Raw genomic sequence first — 23854 nt, forward strand, 5'->3', positions numbered from 1 at the left:
AAGGTAATGGTTAGTTTTAGCCTAACGACGCGCGATATTATCGCGTGTTTTGCCATCGTGGCCGGTCACAGCGACGGTACGGATTTGGGATTGGTTTCCACTTCCATGAACTTTTTGCGCGATGGAACGCGGCCCTGTGTGTCCGAGGCCATGAGTGAATAGGCATCCTGCGGCAGCGCTGACAACGGACGACCTGCGGCCTCGATCTCATAAGGAGACACGCGGTGACGCGTGCATAGGCCATCGGCCCCGTCGCTGATCAGCGGTGTTTCGAATTCGATACCTTGGGTCTGACGCTTTGACCGCCGCACGACGGCAACAGCAAGCTGCCCGCCGCCCAGATCAAGCACGATTTGTGTTCCCAGCGGAACGTCCAGCAGCCCTTCGATCATGGCACCGGTCTTTGACAGATTGCGCAACACCACACGGTAACGGCAGTCTTCGTGGATCAGGCCGATACGGCGGAACACTGTCATACGCTCTGCCCGGTATTTGGCAGGACCACGCGGCTCGTATTCAAGCTGGCCCTTCTCAAGCCGTTCGAGCAGGTCTTCGTGCGTTACCGCACGCGAGAAAATATAGCCCTGAACATGGCTGGCGCCGCGCTCTTTGACCAGTTCAAGTTCGTCCTTGGTTTCGACACCTTCAGCAACCGTTTCCATCTTCAGGGCGGCTGCCAGACTGACAATCGCGCTCATGATCGCGGCGTTGTTATTGCCCTCTTCAGTGGCACCGCGAACGAAGCTCTGATCGATCTTGATCTTGTCGAACGGCGCAGTGCGCAGGTAGCTCAGCGAGCTGAAACCGGTGCCGAAATCATCAAGCGCCAAGCGCACGCCGAGATTTTTAAGCTCTTCAAACATGCGCTGGGTGCGGCCGGTATCGCCCATGAACACGCTTTCGGTGATCTCAAGCTCAAGCCGGCTAGGGTTCAACCCGGAATTGTTCAGCGCCCGCTGGACCACCTGCGGGAAATCGTCATGCGCAAATTGAATGGCAGAGACATTGACCGCCACGCGCAGCTCGACCGGCCATTCCTGGGCCTGACGACAGACGCTCTGCAGCGCCCAATCGCCCATTTCCTTGATGATGCCGATATCTTCGGCCACCGGTATGAATTCGCTGGGAGGGATATTCCCGCGATCAGGGTGCTCCCAACGCATCAGCGCTTCGAGACACTTCACCTTATAGGTCTGCGCATCGACGATTGGCTGATAATGCATCACCAATTCATCATTCGCGATAGCATCTCGCAGGTCTTCCTCGGTGCGGCGGCGCATCTTGGCGCCGTCTTTGAGGTCGCTGGAATAAAAGCGATATTGTCCGCGCCCGCCACCCTTGGCCGCGTACAGCGCCAGATCGGCCGCCTTGACCAGCTCTTCGGTGTCCAGCCCGTCGTAAGGCGCGATCGCGACGCCCAGCGATGTGCCGATGATCGCGCGTGAGCCATTGATCGAATAAGGCTGCGAGATCATCTGGATCAACCGCTCGCCCATTTCACCAAGCGTTCCGCGGTCGTCGATGTCCGGCAACATGATCTGAAACTCGTCGCCGCCCAATCGGCCAATCTCACCGCGGTTGCCCACGATACGCTCTAGCCGCGCCGCAACCTGTTTCAGCAGTTCGTCGCCCGCCGGATGACCCAGCGTATCATTGACCTGCTTGAACCTGTCGAGATCAAGCATCATCAAGGCGCAAGCGCGTTTGGCATTGCGATAGGCTTTCAGCGTCGAATCCAGACGCTTGGTCATGCGGTGGCGATTGGCCAGGCCGGTCAGCGAATCATATTGGGCCAGACGTTCGGCATCGCGCTGGGTGTCACGCGTGGCGGTGATATCCTTGGCGCTGCCCCGATAACCGGTGAAGCGTTGCTTGGCATCGAATTGCGGCTTTCCAGCGATTTCCCACCAGGCTTCGGTCTTGTCAGTGGCGAGGCGCACGGACAGCTGGCTGATAGAGTTGCGGGCGCTGAGAAGGAACGCCAGCGGGCGCTCTGGCCGATCGGGATCGTCAGCCTGTTCAGGCACGAACAAATCGGACAGTGGCTTGCCGATAACGGCATCGTAATCCCAGCCCAGTTTCTGTGCGGCGGTATGCGACAGATAAATCAGCCGTCCCTGCGCGTCGGTCGCCCAGAACCAGCCAAGCCCGGCAGCTTCAAAGCTGTCGAGCAGTTCAACCCGGCGTTCCTTGTCGGTAACCTCAATCGGAACAAGAGGCGCGTCTGCGGGATCGGCATCACTGCCGTTCGCGAACGCCCGCGCTCCTCGAGAGAAAAAACTACCCATCCCTATGACACCCTTGGTATTCTGGTTGCCAAACCTTGGTACGACCCAACTTTCATAGCCGACTGATTACGAGTGAAAGTTTACCAAAGGGATAACCATATCTGGGCACTGCGTTAGAAGTGTTCGCCATGCTTGCCACCACGGGCGCACAAGTGCATCTTCACCGCGAGTGAAACGAGGGGGCTTGTGGATGCGGCATATCGCGATCGTTGGTTCGGGACCGGCGGGCTACTATACGGCGGAAGCTGCCGCCAAATTATGGGGCGAGGATGTCCGGGTCGACATCTTCGACCAATTGCCCGTTCCCTACGGCCTGATCCGCACCGGCGTTGCGCCAGACCACCAATCGATCAAGGGTGTCTCCCGGCGTTACGAAAAGGTGGCGCTGGGTGACAATGTCCGCTTCGTCGGCAATGTCTCGGTCGGCAGCGATGTGTCGATTGGCGAGCTACAGACCCTCTATGACGCGGTGGTGCTGGCCACCGGCGCGCCGCACGACCGCGAGCTGGGTCTTGACGGGCGCGATGCAGCCAATGTCTTTGGCAGCGCGGCATTTGTCGGCTGGTACAATGGCCATCCGCAATTCGCTGCGCTGGATCCCGATCTGTCGGGCCGAAATGCGGTGGTGATCGGCATGGGCAATGTCGCGCTGGACGTGGCGCGCATTCTGGCCAAGACCGATGATGAATTTGCCGGGTCCGATATTGTCGCCCACGCGCTCGACGCGCTGCGGGCTTCGCAGATCGAGACCATCACCATCCTTGGCCGCCGCGGGCCGCATCAGATCATGATGACGCCCAAGGAACTGGGCGAGCTGATGCATCTGGAACGCGCCAGCCCGCATGTTGCGGGCACCGACCTTCCGCCGCTTGGTGATGATGCGATTCTGGAGCCGGGAATGCGCAAATCGGTTACGCTGCTGCGCGATTTCGCGGCCATTCCGGAAAACATTCGCGGCGAAAAACCGATTGCGATAGAGTTCGACTTCTTCGCCAGCCCCGCCCGCCTGCTAGTCGAGGATGGGCGCGTTACCACTGTCGAAGTCAAACGCACAGAGGTGGTTGCCGGAAAAGCTGCTGCAACCGGGGAGACCTACAGCATACCCGCCGATCTGGTTATCTCCTGCATCGGCTATCGCAGCTCACCCATCGACGGCGTACCGTTTGACGAGCGCGCGGGCCGCTTCGCCAATGATGAGGGGCGCATCCTGCCCGGACTATACTGCGTCGGCTGGGCCAAGCGGGGGCCGTCTGGCACTATCGGCACCAATCGCCCCGATGGCTATGGCGTGATGGATCTGATCGCAGAGGATATCGGCGGCGGCGCACGCAAGGACGGGCGCGATGGCTTCGATGCGATGGCGGCAGAGCGCGGACTGGATGTTGTCACCTTCCGCGACTGGCAGAAAATCGAAGAAGCCGAAATCGCCGCAGCCCGTGACGGCGCCCCGCGAGAGAAGTTCGTCGATGTCGCCAGCATGATCGCAGCACGCGGCGTTTGACCGGCTGACCCAAGCGTCATCTTGCATTCGGAACCGTGCGCCAGCATCACCCGTTGCAAAGACGAACTATCACATTCGATAATCGGAGGATCTGCCCCACATGGCCAAGCTCGAAGACGAAGCCGCCCAGCATACCAGCGCCCTTGGCCCCCTTGTCGGGCTAACCCGCGAGGATATTTTCGGGGCCGTAGCGGTCCTGCTGCGCGAAACCGCTTCGGATCCTGCCCGCCTGATGCGCCACAGTCAGACGATGGGCATGGACATGATCAAGATCATGACCGGGAAGAGCGAGATTGCGCCAGATCCCAAGGACAAGCGCTTCAAAGATCCTGCCTGGCAATTCAATCCCTTCATGCGCGCCGGGGCGCAATATTACCTCGCCGTGCAAAAGGGGATGTCCAACTGGCTGGAAGAGCTGGAGCTGGACGATCTGGAGAAGGATCGCGCCAAATTTATCTCCACCATTATCATCGACAGTCTGGCGCCCACCAACACGTTGATCGGCAATCCCACCGCGCAGAAGATGGCAATCGATTCCGGCGGACTGAGCCTGATCAAGGGCCTCAAGAACGCCTATGACGACATGGTCCATAACAAGGGCATGGTCAGCCAGGTTAACAAGACCCCGTTCAAGATCGGTGAGAACATCGCGATCAGCAAGGGCGCGGTGGTGCTGCGCACCGATATGTTCGAGCTGGTGCAATATGCCCCGACTACGGACAAGGTCTATGCAATACCCCAGCTCACCATCCCGCCGCAGATCAACAAGATGTATATCAACGATCTCAGTCCCGAAAAATCGGTGGTCAAATTCCAGCTCGACAATGGCATCCAGACCTTTGTCATCAGCTGGAAAAACCCAAGCAAGGATCAGGGTGATTGGGATATGGCGGATTACGTCCGCTCATGCCGCGAGGCGATGGAGGCTGTGGCCAAGATCACCGGCTCCAAAAAGGTCAATGTTTCTGCCGGTTGTTCGGGCGGCCAGACCGCCACGATGCTTGCCAGCAAGATGGCCGCCGATGGCGATGATCTGCTCGGTGCGCTGACGCTGATGGTGTGCGTGCTGCATCCACAGCAAAACGATATCGAGGCCGGCAGTCTGATTTCCGACAACGGCCTGAAGCTGGCGCGGCGGCGTGCCTCGAAGAAAGGCATCATCAAGGGCGACGATCTGGCACGCGGCTTTGCGTGGCTGCGCCCCAATGATCTGATCTGGAATTACGTCATCAACAATTACCTTTTGGGCCAAGACCCACCAGCGTTTGACGTATTGTTCTGGAATGCCGATGCGACCAATCTATCGGCCAGCCTGATGGGCGATTTCCTGACAATTTTCGAAACGCTCGCCTTTACGAAAAAGGGCGAGGTTGAAATGGTCGATCACAAGATCGATCTGTCCAAGGTTACCAGCGATCTGTTTATCCTTGGCGGCGTGACCGACCACATTACACCGTGGAAGGCGACCTACCGTTCGACCAAGCTATTTGGTTCAGACGATGTGACATATGTGCTCAGCCATTCCGGGCATATGCAGGCGATCCTCAATCCTCCCGGCAATCCCAAGGCGCGCTATTATGTCCAGAAGGATGACGGCAAACTACCTGAAACTGCTGACAAATGGCTGAAAGGTACGGAGGAAGTGGCTGGCAGCTGGTGGCCGTTGTGGATGGAATGGGTGCAGGAACGCGCCGGTGACAAGAAGAAGGCACCCAAGGATTTGGGGAACAAGTCGCACAAACCGCTGGACCCCGCCCCGGGTCTTTACGTTATGGAGGCGTGCTGACATTGCTGTCAGCAGCCAACAAGGACCCTGCCGCGTGACCGCATCGAAAGACGAACCCATGACCGCCACTGTCTCCATGATGGAGGCTGGCGGCCGGAAATTGCGTGTGGCGCATTGGCGACTGGGCGAGAAGAGCGACCATCCGCCGGTTCTGTTCTTCAACGGCATCGGCGCGAATATCGAAGCGGTTGCGCCGCTTGCGGAACGGCTGACAGAACGCGGGTTTATCATGTTCGATATGCCAGGCACGGGCAACAGCCCAGAACCGACATGGCCCTATAATCCGTTCACCATGTCGTGGACCGCATCGCGGATTCTGGAACAGCTTGGCGTGAAGCAGGTCGATGTGATGGGCGTCAGCTGGGGCGGCGCGATGGCGCAGCATTTTGCCCTTCAGCATCCCCGGCGCACCCGGCGTCTTGTGCTGGTGGCAACAACAGCCGGTATGCTTATGGTGCCCGGAAATCCCGCCGCACTGAGCAAGATGACTGATCCGCGCCGCTATATCGACGCCAAATTCATGAACGAACATTTCGCCACTCTCTATGGCGGGATGACCAAGGATCCGTCGGGCAAGTCAAAGCACATCGGCCGCCTCAAGCCCCCTACCCCGCGCGGCTACGTCTATCAGCTGCTGGCCATGCTGGGATGGACCAGCCTTCCCGCACTGCCGTTTATCGGCAAGGAAACGCTGGTGATGATGGGCGATGACGACCAGATCGTCCCGCTGATCAACGGCAAAATTCTGGCAGGGATGATCCCGAATGCGACGCTCGAAGTGTTCGAAGGCGGAGGACATCTGTTCCTGCTGACTCATGCCGATGAAAGCGTGGCCAGCCTGCGGAAATTCCTGGACGCTCCCGCGACCGACGCCGAGGAGCGCCGCGCGGCATAGGCTGCCAAGCCGGTCCATTGCAGCTCACCGCAGGATGGACAGACCTTTTACGGACGCCGGAAGTGCGCCTAGATGTCGATAATAATGCCTCGGCTCGGATCAACCGAGCCGGCGGCCATCGCCACGAACGCTTCCATCCCCGCAGCTATCCCCTTGTAATGCTTGATCTCGACTGTGCCGTCGATCAATTTGAGGTAATCCTGCCAGCTTGCCACCATTTGCCGTCCGGCCTCTTCCGGCCCAACGGTCTTGAACAGTGTCATCATCTCATCAGGCGCAAAAAAGAACACGGGTTTCGGTCCCGGAAAATCGGCTGGCAGCCCCTGGCTCATACCGCCAATTTCGGAATGGGTGATCCCCACTAGGCTGGAGAATTTCAACTGTTCGCCAAGCCGCTCGTGCACTGCGCGCAAGACATCGGGATTACCCGCGAAATCGACTGACACGCTGGGTGCCATGCCGATTGAGGCAACTTCGTCATAGCTGACCACGCGGTCATAAAGCCCGATCTTCTCAACAAATGCGACGTTGCTGGCGGAGGTAACCCCGACCAGCTTGATGCCCGGCGATTGCCGCTTGGCAACGCTGGCCAAGCTGAGCGCAGTCTTGGAAGACGCGCTGGTCAGCACTGCCTGTGTGGCCCCGTACCATTCGGCGCGGCGCATGAAGCTTTCGATCAGAAATCCGGTCTTGAAAAGGCGGTTGAAAAGCATCCTCTCGTCTTCGCGCGCCGGATCATGTTCGGGATCGTTAGCGAGCCGCTGATACTGGTTGTAAAACACACTCATCGGCTGGCGGTGTTCAGCCATGTCGACAAAGTGACTTGGCTTGATCTTGCCGGGCAGCACATCCAGCTGCGTTGCCATTGGCAGGAAGCCGGTTAGCCGCTCGCCCGCGACAAAATCAGGGTGATTGCTCTGGATCACGGTAGCCGTGCCCCACATCGGCACGATGCCTTTGCCATCCGTGCTATCGCCCTGTGGCGGGAAAAAATTCCAATAACCGACCGCATCGCCAGCAATGGCGTATGTGACATTATTCGCGGTGACTGAAAATTTGTCGATGCCCAGCCGTAACGCGCCATCAGCCAAGGGTCCGGGATCGACATCGACCACCTGCGCCTGACTCAAATCGCTTTTGTCGACATGTACCTGCTGGACCATCGCTGCTCTCTCCTGTTTGCAGGAGACGCTAGCCGCAGTTAGTAGTCATTGCGAGCGTTCAGACACGCATCGGCATCAGGACATACAGCGCCGGCGAGTTCTCATCCTTGCGGATCAGCGTCGGTGCGCCCGCGTCGGCCAGATGCAGTTCGACCGTATCGGAATCGATCTGATGCAGGATGTCCTTGAGGTAATTGGCGTTAAAGCCGATTTCCATCGCATCCGCGCTGTATTCAGCCGGAATTTCCTCCGCCGCCGTGCCATTGTCGGGGCTGGTGACCGACAAAGTGACCTTGTCCTTGTCCAGCCCCATCTTGACCGCACGGGTCTTCTCCGTAGCGATCGTCGCCACGCGGTCGACGCCGTCAAAGAAGCTCTTTGGATCGAGCTTGAGCAGTTTGTCGTTTCCGGTCGGGATCACGCGGCTGTAATCGGGGAAGGTTCCGTCGATCAGCTTGCTGGTCAGCACCACGCCGCCCTCGCCGCCCATCGTGAAGCGGATCTTGCTGGCGGACAGGTCGATCTGGACATTGGCGTCCATCGCTTCGTCCAGCAGCTTGCGCAATTCGGCCACGGCTTTGCGCGGCACGATCACGTCGGGCATCCCCTCGGCACCCGCAGGGCGCGGCAGAGTGAAACGCGCGAGGCGGTGGCCATCGGTCGCAGCAGCCTTCAGCACCGGCGTGTCATCGTCCGAAACGTGCAGGAAGATACCGTTGAGATAATAGCGGGTCTCTTCGGTCGAGATCGCAAACCGCGTACGGTCGACCATTTCGGCCAGCGTGCGTGCGGGAATTTCAAAGCTGGTCGGCAAATCGCCTTCGACAATGGTCGGAAAGTCATCGCGCGGCAGCGTGGGCAGCGAGAAGCGGCTGCGGCCGGCCTTCACCGCCATACGGTTCTCGGCGGTTTCCAGACTGACCTGGCTCCCCTCGGGTAGCTTGCGCGCAATGTCGAACAGCAAGTGGGCCGACACGGTGATGGCGCCCGCGCCTTCGACGCTGGCAGCCTCCATATGTTCGATCACCTGCAGATCGAGATCAGTCGCCATGATCTTGACCGTTCCGCCCTCCTCAGCCTCGATCAAGACATTCGAGAGGATCGGTATCGTGTTCCGCCGTTCAACGACGGATTGGACATGGGAGAGACAGCGCAGCAGTGTCGCGCGTTCAATGGTGGCCTTCATGGTCCTACTTTCGTCCCTACTGCGCGCCGCGAGCCGGAATCGTCCCGCCAGCGCCGGAATTGGACCGCGACCTTAACGCAGGGGGCAAAGGGGGCAAGGCTGGAGCCCGCTCCCCCACTACTCGCTTGGGGATAAAACCGCGGTTTGGGTCAGCAATCAGCTCATCATCGCCATGCCGCCGTTCACATGCAGCGTCTGGCCGGTCATATAGGCCGCCTCGTCACTGGCGAGGAATGCCACGGCAGCTCCGATTTCCTCGCCCTCGCCCATGCGGCCCATCGGGATCCGCGCGTTGAGAGCGTCTTTCTGCGCATCTGGCAGCACTTCTGTCATGGCCGTACGGATGAATCCGGGGGCGACGCAATTTACAGTGATACCGCGACTGGCGAGTTCCTGTGCCAGGCTCTTGGACATGCCTGTAAGCCCGGCCTTGGCAGCAGCATAGTTCATCTGGCCGGGATTGCCCGTCGCGCCCACCACGCTGGTGATGGTGACAATCCGCCCGTGGCGGGCCTTCATCATCGGGCGGGCCGCCGCGCGCATCAGGCGAAAAGCAGCCTCAAGGTTGATCTTCATCACCGCGTCCCATTCCTCGTCCTTCATCCGCATAGCGAGGTTGTCGCGAGTGACACCGGCATTGTTGACCAGAATGTCGATTTTGCCGAGCGTGTCGATGGTGGCCGGGATAAGCTCCTCGACCTGCTGCGTATTCGACAGATCGCAGGTGATCTCGACATGATCGTGACCGTATTGCTGGTTTAATTCCTCGCGGAAACTGCGCAGCTTTGATGCATTCGAGCCGGATAGCGCCAGTCGCGCACCCTGGCTGGCCAAGGCGCGCGCGATGGCTGATCCAATGCCGCCGCTGGCCCCGGTGACAAGTGCCGTCTTTCCTTCAAGGCTGAACATCACAGCATCTCCTTCGCGAACGCTTCGCAATCGTCCATTGTAATCAGGTTGGTGGTTGCCGCCTCCTTGTCGATGCGGCCGACCATCGGGGCAAGCACCTTGCCGCCCAGTTCGACAAAATGCTCGATCCCGGCTTCCCGCATCGCCAGCACGCTTTCGCGCCAGCGCACGCGGCCAGTGACCTGTTCGACCAGCAAGTGCTGTTCTTCCGCTGGATCGGTGACACGCGCAGCTGTAACATTGGCGTAGAGCGGGACAGTAAATGCGCCCGGCTGAACCTTGGCCAGAGCCTCTGCCATACGGTCAGCGGCAGGCTGCATCAGCGAGCAATGGAACGGCGCGGAAACCGGCAGCTTGATGCCCCGTTTGATACCGTGATCCTTGGCCATTTCAATCGCGCGTTCGATGGCTTCGATGTGACCCGAAAGCACAACTTGTCCCGGATCATTGTCATTGGCGATCTCGCACACCTGACCCTGCGCCGCAGCCTCGGCCAGCGCGCCAGCCTTGTCGATATCCGCGCTCAGCAGTGCCGCCATAGCGCCGACACCAACGGGAACCGCCGCCTGCATTGCCTGACCGCGCAGCTTGAGAAGCCGCGCCGTATCGGCCAGCGAGAACGCGCCCGCAGCGCACAGCGCCGTGTATTCACCCAGCGAATGCCCAGCGACGCAATGCGCCTTGTCCGCCAGCGTTAACCCGAACTCCTGTTCGAGCACCCGCAAGGTCGCAATTGCATTGGCCATAATTGCCGGCTGCGCGTTTTCGGTCAGGGTCAGCTGGTCCTCAGGCCCATCGCGCATGATCGCGAACAGTCTCTGCCCCAGCGCATCGTCGACTTCCTCGAATATTGCGCGCGCATGGGGGCTCGCTGCGGCAAGATCCCCGCCCATGCCCACTTTCTGGCTGCCCTGTCCGGGAAAAATAAACGCGTTCATGCAGTGTCTCCTCTTGGCGCAGCCGCTTAGTCGCGGGTGCGGCCCGCCTCAAGTCCGAAGGGCACGATCCTGTTGGCCGCGCTGTGCCCGATTTGCGCACGGCCCAGATAGGCGATGCCGCTGCGGTCGCACCAATCGCGCACAATATCCTCGACATCAGATCCGAATGGCCGGTCGTTTTCGGGAATGGCAGAAACCTCCCCCAGACGAATACCTGCAATACCGTGAAGGTGTTGGGTTACGTGAAACATCAGCCGGTCGATGGCGTAATGATACTCGCCGATTTCCTCGATCAGCACTTCGTGACCGGCAAGGTTGGGCATCGACTTGGTGCCGACCAGCATTGCCAGTGTGTAGAGGTTGAAGGCCGCCGCAGGGGTGCCGCCCATATCCGGCTCCAGCCCCTCATCACTGCCGAGCATATATGCGAGTGTCCGGCGAACCGCATCCTCGCCGCCCGAACGCTTGATATCCACCGGCATCGGCGCGTGAACCGGCTGGCCAATCCCGGCGCGGTACAATGCGCCCAGCAGGGTGCCGCAGTCGGAATAGCCCAGAAACCCCTTGGTCGCGGCCTGCCCATCCACCTGCGCAATGAAATCGGCCGCAATGCGGTTCGACCCGTATCCTCCCTTGGCAAACCACACTGCGTCAAAAGCCGGATCATTGGCGCATTCAAGCAGTGCCGCCAGACGCACCGCATCGGATCCGGCAAAATGTCCGTCATGCGCGAAGCACTGGTCGTGGAATGTCAGCGAGAGATCTGGAAACTCTGCACTGGCCAAAGCGGTGACCCGTTCGGCATAGACAGGCCGCAATGGGGTGGCCGGGGCGCAGATGGCGATCTTGCGGAATGGTCTGTGCACAATGCGCGCCTTAGCCCGCTTGTCACCGCAGGCACAACTGCATAGCGAAGGTTAGATGACTGAAATCCCAACGCCCGAAGAACTCTTCGCCCGTCCGTTCTTTTTCGTCGGCATTGGCGGATCGGGAATGCTGCCATTGGCGCAGATCGTCAAAGGCCGCGGCGCGCAGGTCGAAGGATCGGACCGTAGCCGCGATCAGGGGCGCACACCGGACAAGTTTGCCGCGCTGGAGGCGCAGGGCTTCACGCTTCACACACAGGACGGCAGCGGCATCACCTCGGGCGATCAGATCGTTGTCGCCTCCGCCGCGGTGGAGGACACTGTGCCCGAAATGGTGCGCGCCACTGAACTGGGCTGTTTGCGCATGACCCGCGCAGAGCTGAATTCCATCCTCTTCAACACCAGCGGCGCAGGACTGGCGGTGGCCGGCACCAGCGGCAAATCCACTGTGACCGGAATGCTGGGCTGGATTTTGGAAGCCTGCGGGCGCGAACCGACGATCATGAATGGCGCGGTGATGAAAAACTTCGTCACGCCAGAACGGCCCAATGCCAGCGCAGTGGTCGGCGGGCTGAGCCTATACCTCAGCGAAGTCGACGAAAGCGACGGCTCGATTGCGCTGTATCGTCCGGCAGTCGGCATCCTGCTCAACGTCAGCCTCGACCACAAGAGCATGGACGAATTGCGTGTTTTGTTCGGCGATTACCTTGGCCGCAGCCGCATTGCGGTGATCAATGCCGATGATCCCGAAGCGCTGGCACTACTGCCGCGCGCGAAGGACGCGATGACCTTCGGCATCGACCAGTCACGCGCGCAGATCGGAATTGTGCCGGGCAGCATTGCTGAATCGCCTAACCGGCAGGCGGCAATGGTGATCGACCGGCACGACGGCAGCGAGCATCCGCTGCGCCTCGCTCTGCCCGGACGGCACAATCTGTCGAACGCGCTGGCGGCAATTGCCGGGGCAGTGGCGGCAGGGATCCCGGTCGCCACTGCCGTCGAGGCACTTGCGGGTTTTGCCGGTCTGGCGCGGCGGTTCGACATTGTCGGCACCAGTTTTTCGGCCATCACTGTGATTGACGATTTCGGCCACAATCCTGAGAAATGCGCCGCAACCTTGCGGACACTGAAAGCGCATTCGGGCCGGGTCATCGCCTTCTTCCAGCCGCATGGCTACGGCCCCCTGCGCCAGATGGGCGACGAGCTGGCAGAAACATTTGCGCAAGAATTGGAGCCAGACGACCGCGTACTAATGTGCGACCCGGTTTATATGGGCGGCACAGTCGACCGCAGCGAAGGCAGCGAACGCGTGGTCAGGTTGATCGAAGCCGCTGGCGGCCAGGCGGAATATGTACCGAGCCGCAAGGACGTGGCCGACAGGATTGCCAGCATGGCCGCACCGGGGGACCGGATCGTGGTGATGGGCGCCCGCGACGATACGCTGACCACATTCGCCAAGGGCCTGCTCGCGCGGCTGTCCTAAAAGCGCATATTGCGGTCTGCCAGATCGAGCGGGTCGATCCGTTCTTCCGGCCGTATCTCATCGCTGGCGAGAACAGTTTGATTTCGGCCGCAGCTCTTGGCGCGGTACATTGCTGCGTCGGCCAGCGAATACGCCTCGGCCAGCGGCAAACCGTCACTCAACACTGCGCCGATACTGACCGTGATGTTCGGCATTTCCATCGGCCCCGAAGTCTTGCCGGCGGCAATGCTGGCCCGCAGCCCTTCTGCTCGCTGCCGCAATTCCTCCTCGCTCGACACTGGAATAATTGCTGCAAACTCCTCGCCACCAAGGCGGAAGGCGGTGGCCTTGGGCTGGTCCTCAAGCGCCTCGCGCATGATCCGCGCAACGTGGCACAACACGGCATCGCCAACAGGGTGACCAAATGAGTCGTTGATCCGCTTGAATCGGTCGATGTCGAGCACGATCAGGCCGTGGCTGCGGTGGAGCCGCTGGACATTCCCAAACGAACGGCGGTTGGCGAGCCCGGTCAGTCCGTCGGTATTTGCCATCACGCTGAGCTGCGCAACCCTGTTTCGGGCACGGTCCAGACGCGTCCGTATGACCATGAAACGGTCGCCAACAGCGGCAGAGGTGGCCAATACCATCAGCACCAGCGCGGCGGTCACCAGATCATCCAGCACCGCACCAATATGTATGAACCCCAAGGCTTCGAGCAGCGCGACAGGCAGCAGCAACGCCAGCGCCGAAAATGCAATGGTGACAAACACCGCCGCCCTGCTCCGCCGCCGTGCGGCCAGTACCAATGCCCCCATCAGGGTAATTCCAAGCGGAACGAAGCTGGCGATATACAGAGGCCGCGAAGCAGGACGTATTGCCTCTATGTCGAACAGGGTGACCACTTGAACAATGAACACCAGCGATACCGCTGCCAGGATGGCTCGCTGCCACCGGCTGGAGACCATTCCACTCTCAAGATGGTCGACGGTGAACCCTACAGCGCAAATGATCGCCAGCGTCATACTGAGCGAATTGAGCTGAAAGCGCAGATGCAAGGGCAGGTTCGGCATTATCTCGAAAACAAGGCCGGAATTCGATGCGACATAAAGCAGCATCATTGCGCTCATCGCTGAATGCCACAGCATGAACCGCGCCGACAGTGCGCGGTAAAACCACATATTGTAAAAGATCGGTACCAGCAGCATCCCGCCCACCAGCATGGTCAACCCAACCCGCAAAAAATGGGTATGCGCGGCGACTCTGTGTTCGACCAGTCGCGCTGTGGTCATCGTCGTCAATGCGCGGGGCCGCTCGATCATGGCATCGATGCTTATGAGCATCGCTTTTGCGTGCGGGACCGGCACTGCGAAGCGGGTATTTGCGCGCCAATTGCGCGCGGCCATCTGCGGATCGACATCGATCAGCGCTTCACTGCCATCGGCATAAGTGAAGCGCAGCAGCATGGCATCGAAACTGGTGGGATTTGTTTCCCAGTCAAGCGCGTCCCCTGCCGGCAGGAAGGCGTGTCGCAAATCACTGGAAACCCGGACGAATTGGCTATCGGTATCGAACCGGCCATCGCCGCAGTCCAAACCATCTTGTGACAGTTCAAGAGCGGATTGCATCGTGTCGGCTCCGCCGACGCAGCTTATCGGCGCTAGTTCCAGAGCGCGCGCGTGGACACTGCCATGCCCAAACAGGCAGGCCGCCAACACCAACACTGCGAACCTGATCGCCCTGTGCAAACGTACATCCTCCACAACCCTGTAATCATAGGTTGTTTCACAGATACGTCTTTACCTTAAGGCACACCCTTTACCACTCGCACGCAGAGATCGTTTCGAAATGGGACCGAATGCTTCAGCAGTAATAATTGTCGTTATTTGTCAGTGATCGGTTTTGCCCACACCCAGTATTTTATGCAGCACCACGGCAATCACGCCGCCCAGCACCAGGCCAAACAGTGCTGACAGTGTCGCATACGACAGCCAGCCAAGCAGACCTCCCATTGCGCCTGTGCCGTGTTCGACCGCCAGTTCTGCCTTGTGGACCAGATCGGGAAGGCCGTGGACGCCCAGTTCCTCCATGCCGTGCAGGATAATCCCGCCGCCGACCCACAGCATCGCCAGCGTCCCGACGATCGACAGGATCGTCAGCAGATGTGGCATCCCGGCGACCAGTCCCCGCCCAATTGTCTGCGCTGTCTGGGACTGCTTGCCCGCCAGATGCAACCCGACATCATCCATCTTAACTATCAGCGCCACCGCGCCATAAATCGCCAGCGTGATGCCAATGCCCACCACGCCCAGCACTCCGGCGCGCAGCATCAGGCTCTCGTCTGCGACAGATGACAGCGTGATCGCCATGATTTCGCCAGACAGGATCAGATCGGTGCGAATAGCCCCGGCAACCCGCTGTTTCTCGAATGCGGCCATGTCCTCGATCGGGTCAGCCAGCGTCTCGCCATGTTCGACGCCGGTGATCCATTCCATCACCTTTTCCGCACCTTCATAACTCAGATACGCGCCGCCCAGCATCAGGATGGGCGTGATTGCCCACGGCAGGAAAGCGGATAGCAGCAGCGCGGCGGGCAACAGGATCAGCAATTTGTTGATCAGACTGCCGCGTGTGATCTTGGCGATTATCGGCAGTTCGCGGTCGGGGCTGACCCCGGTGACATATTTCGGCGTTACCGCTGCATCGTCGATGACCACACCGGCCGCCTTGGAACTGGCCTTGCCAGCGGCGGCGGCAACGTCATCCATCGAAGCGGCGGCAGCGCGTGCGATAACCGCAACATCGTCAAGCAGGGCTACTAATCCACCGGGCACGCAAAATCCTCCTGCACAAACACAAACTTGCCCCTGCCGCGCTACGCCCCGCCGCGCAAGACTTGCATTTCCGCGCGAGCCGTCTATGTGCGCGCCTTCCCTGCCCCCATCGCGGGCCACAGGGGAATCGAAGAAGGCCGGAGGGGCCCCGCAATCCTGCGGACCAGCCAGCGATCGGCATGAAGTAAAAGGAACCGGAAACATGGCTCTCTACGAGCATGTCTTTCTGGCGCGTCAGGATCTGAGCCAGGCTCAGGTCGATCAACTGGCCGCCACCGCCACCGAAATCGTGGAAGCGCACGACGGCAAGGTCACCAAGACGGAGACCTGGGGTCTCAAGAACCTCGCCTATAAAATCGACCGCAACCGCAAGGCGCATTTCGTGATGCTCAACCTTGAAGCTCCGGGCGCCGCTATTGCGGAGCTTGAGCGTCAGACCCGCATCAGCGAAGACGTCATCCGTTACATGACCGTCCGTGTCGAAGAGCACGAGACCGGCCCCAGCGTGATGATGCGCAAGAACGAACGCGACAAGAAGCGTCGCTCTGACCGAGAGGACCGCGACTGATGGCCCGCCCATTTTTCCGCCGCCGCAAGACCTGCCCGTTCTCGGGCAAGAATGCTCCGGTAATCGATTACAAGGATGTGCGTCTGCTGCAGGGCTTCATGTCCGAGCGTGGCAAGATCGTGCCTTCGCGTATCACCGCAGTCAGCGCCAAGAAGCAGCGCGAGCTCGCCAAGGCGATCAAGCGCGCTCGCCACGTTGGCCTGCTGCCCTATCTCGTGAAGTAAGAGGAGAAGAGACATGGATATCATCCTCCTCGAACGTATCGAGAAGCTGGGCACGATCGGCGATGTCGTAACCGTCAAGGACGGCTACGCCCGCAACTTCCTGCTCCCGCAGAAGAAGGCGCTACGCGCCAATGCGGCCAACAAGAAGGTCTTCGAAGCCAACCGCGAACGTCTTGAAAAGGACAATGCGGAACGCCGCGTCGAAGCCGAAAAGGCTGGCGAAAATGTCGATGGCGTCGAGATCGTCCTGATCCGTGCGGCATCGAACACCGGCCAGCTTTACGGTTCGGTCAGCGTTCGTGACATCGTGGCGGCCGTGGCCGAACAGGGTCACGAGATCGACAAGAAGCAGGTCATCATGGGCCACCCGATCAAGAACATCGGTATGCACGACATTCGCGTCGACCTGCATCCCGAAGTCACGGTTGCGGTTAAGGCCAATGTCGCACGTTCGGACGATGAAGCAGAGCTTCAGCGCCAGGGCGTCGATGTTATGGCGGCGATGTTCGAAGAAGACCGGATTGCCGCAGGCGGCACGGGGTTCACCGAATCCGTTGATCCGACGCTGGAGCCGGGTGAAATTCCCGCTGACATGCTCGAAGAAGGCGCCGAAGCAGCTGCCAACGAAGATACTGCTGAAGAAGAGACCAGCGAAAGCTGATCTCTGCGTCATCGGAACAAACAGGGGCGCGGTCTGCAAGGACCGCGCCCTTTTTGTAACAGCCGTGGTTTTGTAACCCGCGCGTGCTTGTGGCAAGGCAACGGCAATCAACGACAAGAGGCAGGAGACAAGGCCCAATGGATTCAATCGACCAGATCCTCGACAGGCTCGAAAAGGTGTACAGCGCGGCGGTAGAGCGGCTGCGCGAGGACGTGATGGCGTTCGGGCGTGACCGAACCCTGCCCGCGCCGGATCGCCGCAACGATGGATCCTATGCCTACCCCGAGCTGCGGCTGCGTTTTCGCGGCGGCGAGCAGCCGGAGGACCGCAATCGCGCCTTCGGGCGCCTTAACGATGCTGGTCTTTATACCACCACAGTTACGCGCCCGGCGCTGTTCCGGGCATATCTTGCCGAACAGCTTGAGCTGATTGGCCACAATTACGAGGTCGAGGTCGAAGTCGGCTCATCGCGGCAGGAAATCCCCTTCCCCTATGTTCTGGATGGAGCTGCGGGCGCTGAGCTGGTCGGGGTCGATCCCAATCTGGTCGCGCGGCATTTTCCCTCTACCGAACTGGCCGATATCGGTGACGAGCTGGCCGACGGGATCATCCTGGCCGGACCGGACGACACCATCCCGCTGTCGTTATTCGATGGTCTGCGCACCGATTTCAGTCTGGCACGGCTGACGCATTATACCGGCACCGCGCCCGAGCATTTCCAGCGTTTTGTGCTGTTCACCAACTATCACCGTTATGTCGATGAATTCGTCGACTGGGCAGGCGAGCAGCTGGGCAGCGGCGGTTATACCGCGCTGGCCGGTGCAGGCGGAATGCTGCTGACCGAAAAGACTGCAAACGCGCGTAATCAGCTGTCGGACACGGCATGGCGGCGGCACCAGATGCCCGCCTATCACCTCGTCGGGGAGAAGGGCTCAGGGATTACACTGGTCAACATCGGCGTCGGCCCCTCCAACGCCAAGACCATCTGTGACCATCTGGCGGTGTTGCGGCCCGAGGCATGGCTGATGATCGGACATTGCGGCGGACTGCGCCCCAGCCAGAAGATTGGCGATTACGTCCTCGCCCACGCCTATTTGCGTGACGATCACGTGCTCGACCCGGTGCTCCCGCCCGAAATCCCCCTGCCCGCAATTGCCGAGGTCCAGCAGGCGCTGGCGGGCGCCGCCGAAGAAGTTTCGGGCGAACAAGGCTCGAACCTGAAGAAACGGATGCGCACCGGCACCGTGGTGACCACCGACGACAGAAATTGGGAGCTGCGCTACACCCAGTCGGCCCGCCGCCTGTCGCTCAGCCGCGCAGTCGGCATCGATATGGAAAGCGCCACCATCGCCGCCCAGGGCTACCGCTTCCGCGTTCCCTACGGCACGCTGCTATGCGTCAGCGACAAGCCGCTGCATGGCGAAATCAAGCTGCCCGGTCAGGCCAACCAGTTCTACGAAGAAGCCATCGCCGCCCATTTGCTGATCGGTGTCACCGCCTGCCAGCGACTGCGCGAAGAAGGTCCAAGGCTCCACAGCCGCAAACTGCGGGCGTTTAACGAGCCGCCGTTTCGGTAAGCGATGGACAGGTCACATAGCGACCAGAGCAAATTCCACAGAATAGGATGCGGAAACTTCGATGTCGCCCGGTTCGATCGGCACCGCTGGCTGTTTGATCCGGCTACCGGTCACGACGATGTAGCCACCGCCTCCGTCAAAACGGACACCACTGTCGGATACCAATAGCACGCGGGCAACCCGCATGCCCAGCGCCGCGGCGGTGGCATCTGCCTGCTCGCGCGCTTCGATCAAAGCCTTGGCCTCCGCCTCCCGCGTCGCGCGCAACGTGGTTTCCTCGGTAAGGCTGAATGTCGGTCCGTCGAGCGTGTTGCCGCCGGCGGCAAACAGCGCCGTGATAACCGCCCCCACCTCGCCGAGGCGCTGCGTGCGCAGAGTCAGATTGTTTACCGCCCGCCAGCCGATAATGCGATTGTCATCATCATCTTCGTCATAATCCGGCTCGACGTTTAGCCTTGTGGTCTTAATATCATTCGCAGCAAACCCCGCTTTGCGGATTGCCGCAACAAGTTCGCTGCTCTTCTCGTTATTTTCCACGAGGGCCTGTTCGGCGCTCAGGCCGCTCGTCGCCACGCCGATGTCTAGCGTCACGACTTCCGGGCGGTATTGCACCATGCCTTCGCCTTTGACGCGAATGATGGTTTCGCTCGGCAAGACGACAGGCTGGGCCGGGTCGGTTTGCGCGGCGGCAAACGATGGCGCCGCTGCAGCCCCGGCTACCGCCATAACGCAGACAATTCGCGATAGTGCTCTCATGTGTTTCCCTACCCTTGCTTGAAATGATCCAACCCTCATGGTGTCTGCATCAAGTCTACCGTGCCGATAGGGGCAAGGCCAACACCGAACAACCATCGCTGCCGAGCCGTAGTGCCGGAGATGGTCGGCAGCAGTGGCGCAGATTTCGCTGTCCTACACCGGCTTGCTCTGGCAGCGAAATGAGGCTCCTTCACATCGTTGGTATTCTATTTGCCTGGTCACGCGCAAATTCATGTCCCACTGAGCTTAGTTTCAGTCTTAAAGTGACGAGCAATGAAAGGTTACACATCAGGCAGCAAAATATACAGTAAGTGTCTTGTTTAGCACGGAAATAAAGCAGAAAGCTATTTCTAAAAGACCCCCGGTAGGTGGTCCACCAAGCGCAGGGGACAAGATTTACAACACCTGTTCCGGCGTGAGGCGCGGTGTTATCCCGCCCCCTTCGTCTTGGTCTTGCCAGCCTTGGCGTTGGTCTCGATAAAATCGATAATCATTCCGGCAATATCCTTGCCAGTGGCGTTTTCGATGCCTTCCAGACCCGGCGAGCTGTTGACCTCCATGATGACGGGGCCGTGGTTGCTTCGCAGCAGATCGACGCCGCACACGTTAAGGCCCATCGCCTTGGCTGCGCGTACTGCCGTGGAGCGTTCTTCAGGTGTGATCTTGATCAACTGCGCGGTGCCGCCGCGATGGAGGTTGGAGCGGAATTCCCCTTCGGCACCCTGCCGTTTCATGGCTGCGACGACCTTGCCGCCAACCACCAGACACCGGATGTCCGAACCGCCTGCTTCCTTGATAAATTCCTGCACCATGATGGCAATGTTGGCGCCGCGAAAAGCCTCGATGATGGACGCGCCACCTTTCAATGTTTCAGCCAGCACCACGCCGATACCCTGTGTGCCTTCGAGCAGTTTGATGACCACCGGCGGGCCATTGACCGCCTTGATGATCTGTTCGGCCTGCTTGGCATCATTGGCATAGGCAGTCAGCGGCAGGCCGAGCCCGTATTTGGCCATGATCTGGGTCGATCGCAATTTGTCACGGCTGCGGCCGATGGCAACGCTTTCATTGAGCGGCCAGACCCCGCTCATTTCAAACTGGCGCAGGACCGCCAGACCGTAACTGGTGATCGACGCGCCGATGCGCGGGATAACCGCGTCATAACCGGACAGAGTCTCACCCTTGTACATCACCGTTGGGCGGTGGCTGGCAATGTTCACCGTGCAGCGCGTGGTGTTGAGAATATCGCAGCTGTGACCGCGCTGTTCGGCGGCCTCTACCAGACGCTTGTGTGAATAGAGATTGGCATTGCGTGCCAGCATGGCGATCTTCATGGTTTGTGACCTTCTACCGGGTCGCGCCCGGCTGTTTTTAGCCAGGAATGGCCCGAATCAACGACAAAGCGCCGTCGCAATGCCGATCGTCCGATTAGCATGGGAAACTTCATATCCGAACGGTCAGCAAGGCTGATCTCCGCCCGGAATTTCACGCCGCCTATCACCAGCGGGGTCTTGATAATCAGGCGCCGCTGCGTCTCGCCATTGGAACTGGTGATACCGCGCCAATCAACATGGACCGCCTCGCACACTTGCCGGACATGGCTTTGCGGGAAGTCGACAGCAAAGCGGACGAATTGCTCGCCATCGCGCTCGTACTGTTCAAGCACGGTGCCATGCAGCGAAGATGTACGTGCGCCGGTATCGATCTTGGCGGGAAGCGCGGCCAGCCCCAGATCGGGCAGCCCGACCAATTCGCGCCACCCGACTGTCACCATTGCCCTGCGTTCAGTTTCGCGCTTGCTTGCCTTGCTTGCGATTTCGCTCACCAACCCGACTTCTGCCCCTTGTTCTGTTCGTCGAGCCATTTTTTAAGCGGCGCAAAATATTCGAGCATTGGTTTGGCGCTCATCTCGCGGGTGCCGGTAAATGCCGCCAGCGCATCGGGCCACGGCTTGGATGCGCCCATTTCCAGCATTGCATTCAGCTTCGCGCCGACCTGTTCGTTGCCATAGAACGAACAGCGGTGCAGCGGCCCGTCCCAGCCAGCTTCGTCACAAGCCGCCTTGTAGAACTGGAACTGCAGGATCCGCGCGAGGAAATAGCGGGTATAAGGGGTGGTCGCCGGAATGTGATATTTCGCACCGGGGTCAAACGCATCGGCAGGCCGCTCGACCGGCGGGACGATCCCCTGATACTGACGCTTCAGATCATGCCACGCGCTGTTGTAAGTGGCCGGTGTGATCGAGCCGTCGAATACACCCCAGCGCCATTTGTCGACCAGCAGTCCGAATGGCAGGAAGGCGACCTTGTCCATCGCCTGACGCAACAGCAGGCCGATATCCTTGTCCGCTGTGGGCACATTTGCCCGGTCCAGCATCCCTATCTGCACCAGATATTCGGGTGTGATCGACAATGCGATCATGTCGCCGATGGCCTCGTGGAAGCCATCATTTGCGCCGTTAAGATAGGTATAAGGCTGTTCGTTATAGGCGCGCTGGTAGTAGTTATGGCCCAGCTCGTGATGGATCGTCACGAAGTCATCGCCATTCTTCTTGATGCACATCTTGATGCGGATATCGTCCTTATTGTCGAGATTCCATGCGCTGGCATGGCACACCACATCGCGATCCGCCGGCTTGGTGAACAGGCTGCGCGTCCAGAAGGTTTCGGGCAGCGGTTCAAAACCCAGCGAGGAGAAGAACCCCTCACCCGCCTTGACCATATCCACTTCGCTCAGGCCCTTGGCGGCGATCAGATCAGTGATATCATAACCGACATCGCCCGCACCGGGAGGCGCGACCAGCGGATAGATATTGCCCCATTCCTGCGCCCACATATTGCCCAGCAGATCGGCGCGGATCGGGCCGGTCTTGGCCTGCACCGAATCGCCGTGTTTCTGGTTCAGCTTGGTGCGGACATAGGTGTGCAGCGCTTCGTAAAGGGGGCGGGTTTCCTGCCACAGCCGCTCTGTCATGGCGGTGAATTCGGCCGGGTCCATGTCATAACCCGAACGCCACATCGCGCCGGTATCGTCAAAGCCCAGCTCGGCTGCGCCTTCATTGGCGATACTGACCATGCGCGCGTAATCGCTCTTCATTGGCGCGCCGACATTGCTGTGCCAGCTGGCCCACATCTCGGCCAGTTCGGCAGGCGTGCGATCAAGGTTGCCCATCTCCGCCTCGATGTCCGAACCGTTGATCGGCTTGCCGTTCAGAACGCCCATGCCCTTACCGTATTGGCTGGACAGGCTGGTGGAGATTTCGTTGAGCTCAGTCGCGGCGCCCGCTGTGGTCGGAGCGGGCAACACCAGCCCGTTGCGCAGGATGTCGAGCTTGCGTTTCACATCAGCATCAAGCCCGGCGATACCGGCATATTTCGCCGCTTCGAGCGCGTATTTCACGCTCTTTTCCGTACCAACCGCATTGATCCGCGCGGCCATCGCGTCGGTATCTTCAGTGATGAAATTGTAGTTCACCCAGTTCACCTGGCTTGATTCCACCGAATAGGCGAACAGATCCTTCTCGGCATCGGCGACAAACTTTGCCGCGCCAGCCGGAGTCAGAGCGTATTCTGCTGCCGCTTCCATAGTGTCGGACATGTGGTGGTCGGCCAGAGCGGGGGCGGCCAGCGAGATGGCGAGCGCAGACAGCGCTACAGATGCGAGTTTCATAATGGGCGATCCTCTCAGATTGGGTAATTTGTAACCTCTGTGTCCGGATTGCACGTCCGGAGGCGGGGAATCAAGCCACGCGCGCGCGAATTCGGCGCAGCAGCAGTGCTGAAATCAGCGCGGCACCGGCAATAAGGAATGCGATGGTTTTGACGGGGCGCATCACAGCTGCCAGCAATGCCAGCGCGTCGCTGCCCTGAAAGCGGAAAAGTTGGATCGCCTGTGCAATGGTCTCGACATAATCGGTCGCAGTGAAGATGATGGCCGTTAGCGCGGCGATCATTCCGAGCACGCGGACAGCACCCTGCCCGGTGCGGCGCAGCCACAATCCACCAAGCAGGCTCCCCAGCCCGTAAACGCCGATAAACAGCAAATCGCCCAGCACTGCGATCCGTGCTTGCCCCTCAAGCCCCGCTGCGCGCCAGACCTGCTGTATCCGGTCGACCTCCGCTGCGCTGCCCGCCGCCTGATGATCGAGGACGCCGCCCGGCACTGCGGTCTGCACGAGCGGGAGGCTGAGCATCACAACAATTGCGAACAGCACCATCCCGGCAGGCCAAAGCCACAAGAATGC

General features: G+C 59.9%; 21 protein-coding genes. 8 read left to right on the forward strand and 13 right to left on the reverse strand.

Features of this window, described 5'->3' with window-relative positions:
* Window positions 1-65 precede the first annotated feature (65 nt).
* On the reverse strand, window positions 66-2288 hold the full coding sequence (locus FEV51_RS02555) for an EAL domain-containing protein (protein ID WP_138615654.1): 2223 nt from the start codon (window positions 2286-2288) through the stop codon (window positions 66-68).
* Window positions 2289-2478: 190 nt separating this feature from the next.
* On the opposite strand from FEV51_RS02555, the gene FEV51_RS02560 reads away from it, so the two are divergent.
* The 3 genes from FEV51_RS02560 (at window position 2479) to FEV51_RS02570 (ending at window position 6470) form a co-directional block, all read left to right on the forward strand.
* Window positions 2479-3789, forward strand: a complete 1311-nt coding sequence (locus tag FEV51_RS02560) for an FAD-dependent oxidoreductase (protein ID WP_138615655.1) — start codon at window positions 2479-2481, stop codon at window positions 3787-3789.
* Between the two features lie 100 nt (window positions 3790-3889).
* Window positions 3890-5575, forward strand: a complete 1686-nt coding sequence (locus FEV51_RS02565) for a PHA/PHB synthase family protein (protein ID WP_138615656.1) — start codon at window positions 3890-3892, stop codon at window positions 5573-5575.
* A gap of 34 nt (window positions 5576-5609) precedes the next feature.
* Window positions 5610-6470, forward strand: a complete 861-nt coding sequence (locus FEV51_RS02570) for an alpha/beta fold hydrolase (RefSeq protein ID WP_246034399.1) — start codon at window positions 5610-5612, stop codon at window positions 6468-6470.
* Window positions 6471-6538: 68 nt separating this feature from the next.
* Here FEV51_RS02570 and FEV51_RS02575 read toward each other — a convergent pair whose 3' ends face one another.
* The 5 genes from FEV51_RS02575 to FEV51_RS02595 form a co-directional block, all read right to left on the reverse strand.
* On the reverse strand, window positions 6539-7633 hold the full coding sequence (locus FEV51_RS02575; RefSeq protein WP_138615657.1) for a DUF2855 family protein: 1095 nt from the start codon (window positions 7631-7633) through the stop codon (window positions 6539-6541).
* Window positions 7634-7691: 58 nt separating this feature from the next.
* Window positions 7692-8819, reverse strand: a complete 1128-nt coding sequence (gene dnaN / locus FEV51_RS02580) for a DNA polymerase III subunit beta (RefSeq protein WP_138615658.1) — start codon at window positions 8817-8819, stop codon at window positions 7692-7694.
* Between the two features lie 156 nt (window positions 8820-8975).
* Window positions 8976-9728 (reverse strand): 3-oxoacyl-ACP reductase FabG, encoded by a 753-nt coding sequence (gene fabG / locus FEV51_RS02585; protein WP_138615659.1) that lies wholly within the window; start codon window positions 9726-9728, stop codon window positions 8976-8978.
* On the reverse strand, window positions 9728-10666 hold the full coding sequence (gene fabD / locus FEV51_RS02590; RefSeq protein ID WP_138615660.1) for an ACP S-malonyltransferase: 939 nt from the start codon (window positions 10664-10666) through the stop codon (window positions 9728-9730). The genes fabG and fabD overlap by 1 nt, the downstream gene beginning before the upstream one ends.
* Window positions 10667-10692: 26 nt before the next feature.
* Window positions 10693-11532 carry an LD-carboxypeptidase gene (locus FEV51_RS02595; protein WP_171033015.1) on the reverse strand — a complete coding sequence of 280 codons (840 nt, stop codon included), beginning with the start codon at window positions 11530-11532 and terminating at the stop codon, window positions 10693-10695.
* A 55-nt stretch (window positions 11533-11587) separates the two neighbouring features.
* Here FEV51_RS02595 and FEV51_RS02600 point away from each other — a divergent pair, with 55 nt between their 5' ends.
* Window positions 11588-13015, forward strand: coding sequence for a glutamate ligase domain-containing protein (locus tag FEV51_RS02600; protein WP_138615661.1), 1428 nt, complete (start codon window positions 11588-11590; stop codon window positions 13013-13015).
* On the opposite strand, the gene FEV51_RS02605 is transcribed toward FEV51_RS02600, so the two are convergent.
* The gene (locus FEV51_RS02605; protein WP_138615662.1) at window positions 13012-14619 is read right to left on the reverse strand and encodes a GGDEF domain-containing protein; all 1608 of its coding nucleotides are present in this window, start codon (window positions 14617-14619) and stop codon (window positions 13012-13014) included. The two genes, FEV51_RS02600 and FEV51_RS02605, sit on opposite strands and share 4 nt — an antisense overlap.
* Before the next feature lie 261 nt (window positions 14620-14880).
* The gene (locus FEV51_RS02610) at window positions 14881-15825 is read right to left on the reverse strand and encodes a DUF808 domain-containing protein (RefSeq protein ID WP_138615663.1); all 945 of its coding nucleotides are present in this window, start codon (window positions 15823-15825) and stop codon (window positions 14881-14883) included.
* Window positions 15826-16027: 202 nt separating this feature from the next.
* Between FEV51_RS02610 and rpsF the strand changes: the two genes are divergently transcribed.
* The 4 genes from rpsF to FEV51_RS02630 all read left to right on the forward strand — a co-directional run bounded on the left by rpsF (window position 16028) and on the right by FEV51_RS02630 (window position 18855).
* Window positions 16028-16393 (forward strand): 30S ribosomal protein S6, encoded by a 366-nt coding sequence (gene rpsF / locus FEV51_RS02615; protein WP_138615664.1) that lies wholly within the window; start codon window positions 16028-16030, stop codon window positions 16391-16393.
* Window positions 16393-16617: a 30S ribosomal protein S18 gene (gene rpsR, locus FEV51_RS02620; protein ID WP_138615665.1), complete on the forward strand. Its 225-nt coding sequence runs from the start codon at window positions 16393-16395 to the stop codon at window positions 16615-16617. The genes rpsF and rpsR overlap by 1 nt, the downstream gene beginning before the upstream one ends.
* Window positions 16618-16630: 13 nt before the next feature.
* Window positions 16631-17278 carry a 50S ribosomal protein L9 gene (gene rplI, locus FEV51_RS02625; protein WP_138615666.1) on the forward strand — a complete coding sequence of 216 codons (648 nt, stop codon included), beginning with the start codon at window positions 16631-16633 and terminating at the stop codon, window positions 17276-17278.
* A gap of 137 nt (window positions 17279-17415) precedes the next feature.
* The gene (locus tag FEV51_RS02630) at window positions 17416-18855 is read left to right on the forward strand and encodes an AMP nucleosidase (RefSeq protein WP_138615667.1); all 1440 of its coding nucleotides are present in this window, start codon (window positions 17416-17418) and stop codon (window positions 18853-18855) included.
* Between the two features lie 12 nt (window positions 18856-18867).
* On the opposite strand, the gene FEV51_RS02635 is transcribed toward FEV51_RS02630, so the two are convergent.
* The 5 genes from FEV51_RS02635 to FEV51_RS02655 all read right to left on the reverse strand — a co-directional run bounded on the left by FEV51_RS02635 (window position 18868) and on the right by FEV51_RS02655 (window position 23827).
* The gene (locus tag FEV51_RS02635; RefSeq protein WP_171033016.1) at window positions 18868-19611 is read right to left on the reverse strand and encodes an SIMPL domain-containing protein; all 744 of its coding nucleotides are present in this window, start codon (window positions 19609-19611) and stop codon (window positions 18868-18870) included.
* 428 nt (window positions 19612-20039) lie between these two features.
* Entirely contained in the window at window positions 20040-20945 is a 906-nt protein-coding gene (rimK, locus tag FEV51_RS02640; RefSeq protein WP_138615669.1) for a 30S ribosomal protein S6--L-glutamate ligase, read from the reverse strand.
* On the reverse strand, window positions 20942-21436 hold the full coding sequence (locus FEV51_RS02645) for an ATP-dependent zinc protease family protein (RefSeq protein ID WP_342773721.1): 495 nt from the start codon (window positions 21434-21436) through the stop codon (window positions 20942-20944). Before FEV51_RS02645 ends, rimK begins: the two co-directional genes overlap by 4 nt.
* Entirely contained in the window at window positions 21433-23280 is a 1848-nt protein-coding gene (locus FEV51_RS02650; RefSeq protein WP_138615670.1) for a M2 family metallopeptidase, read from the reverse strand. Before FEV51_RS02650 ends, FEV51_RS02645 begins: the two co-directional genes overlap by 4 nt.
* 70 nt (window positions 23281-23350) lie before the next feature.
* Window positions 23351-23827 (reverse strand): hypothetical protein, encoded by a 477-nt coding sequence (locus tag FEV51_RS02655; protein WP_138615671.1) that lies wholly within the window; start codon window positions 23825-23827, stop codon window positions 23351-23353.
* Window positions 23828-23854: the final 27 nt, after the last annotated feature.

Source organism: Qipengyuania marisflavi (assembly GCF_005884405.1).
Classification (GTDB): domain Bacteria; phylum Pseudomonadota; class Alphaproteobacteria; order Sphingomonadales; family Sphingomonadaceae; genus Qipengyuania; species Qipengyuania marisflavi.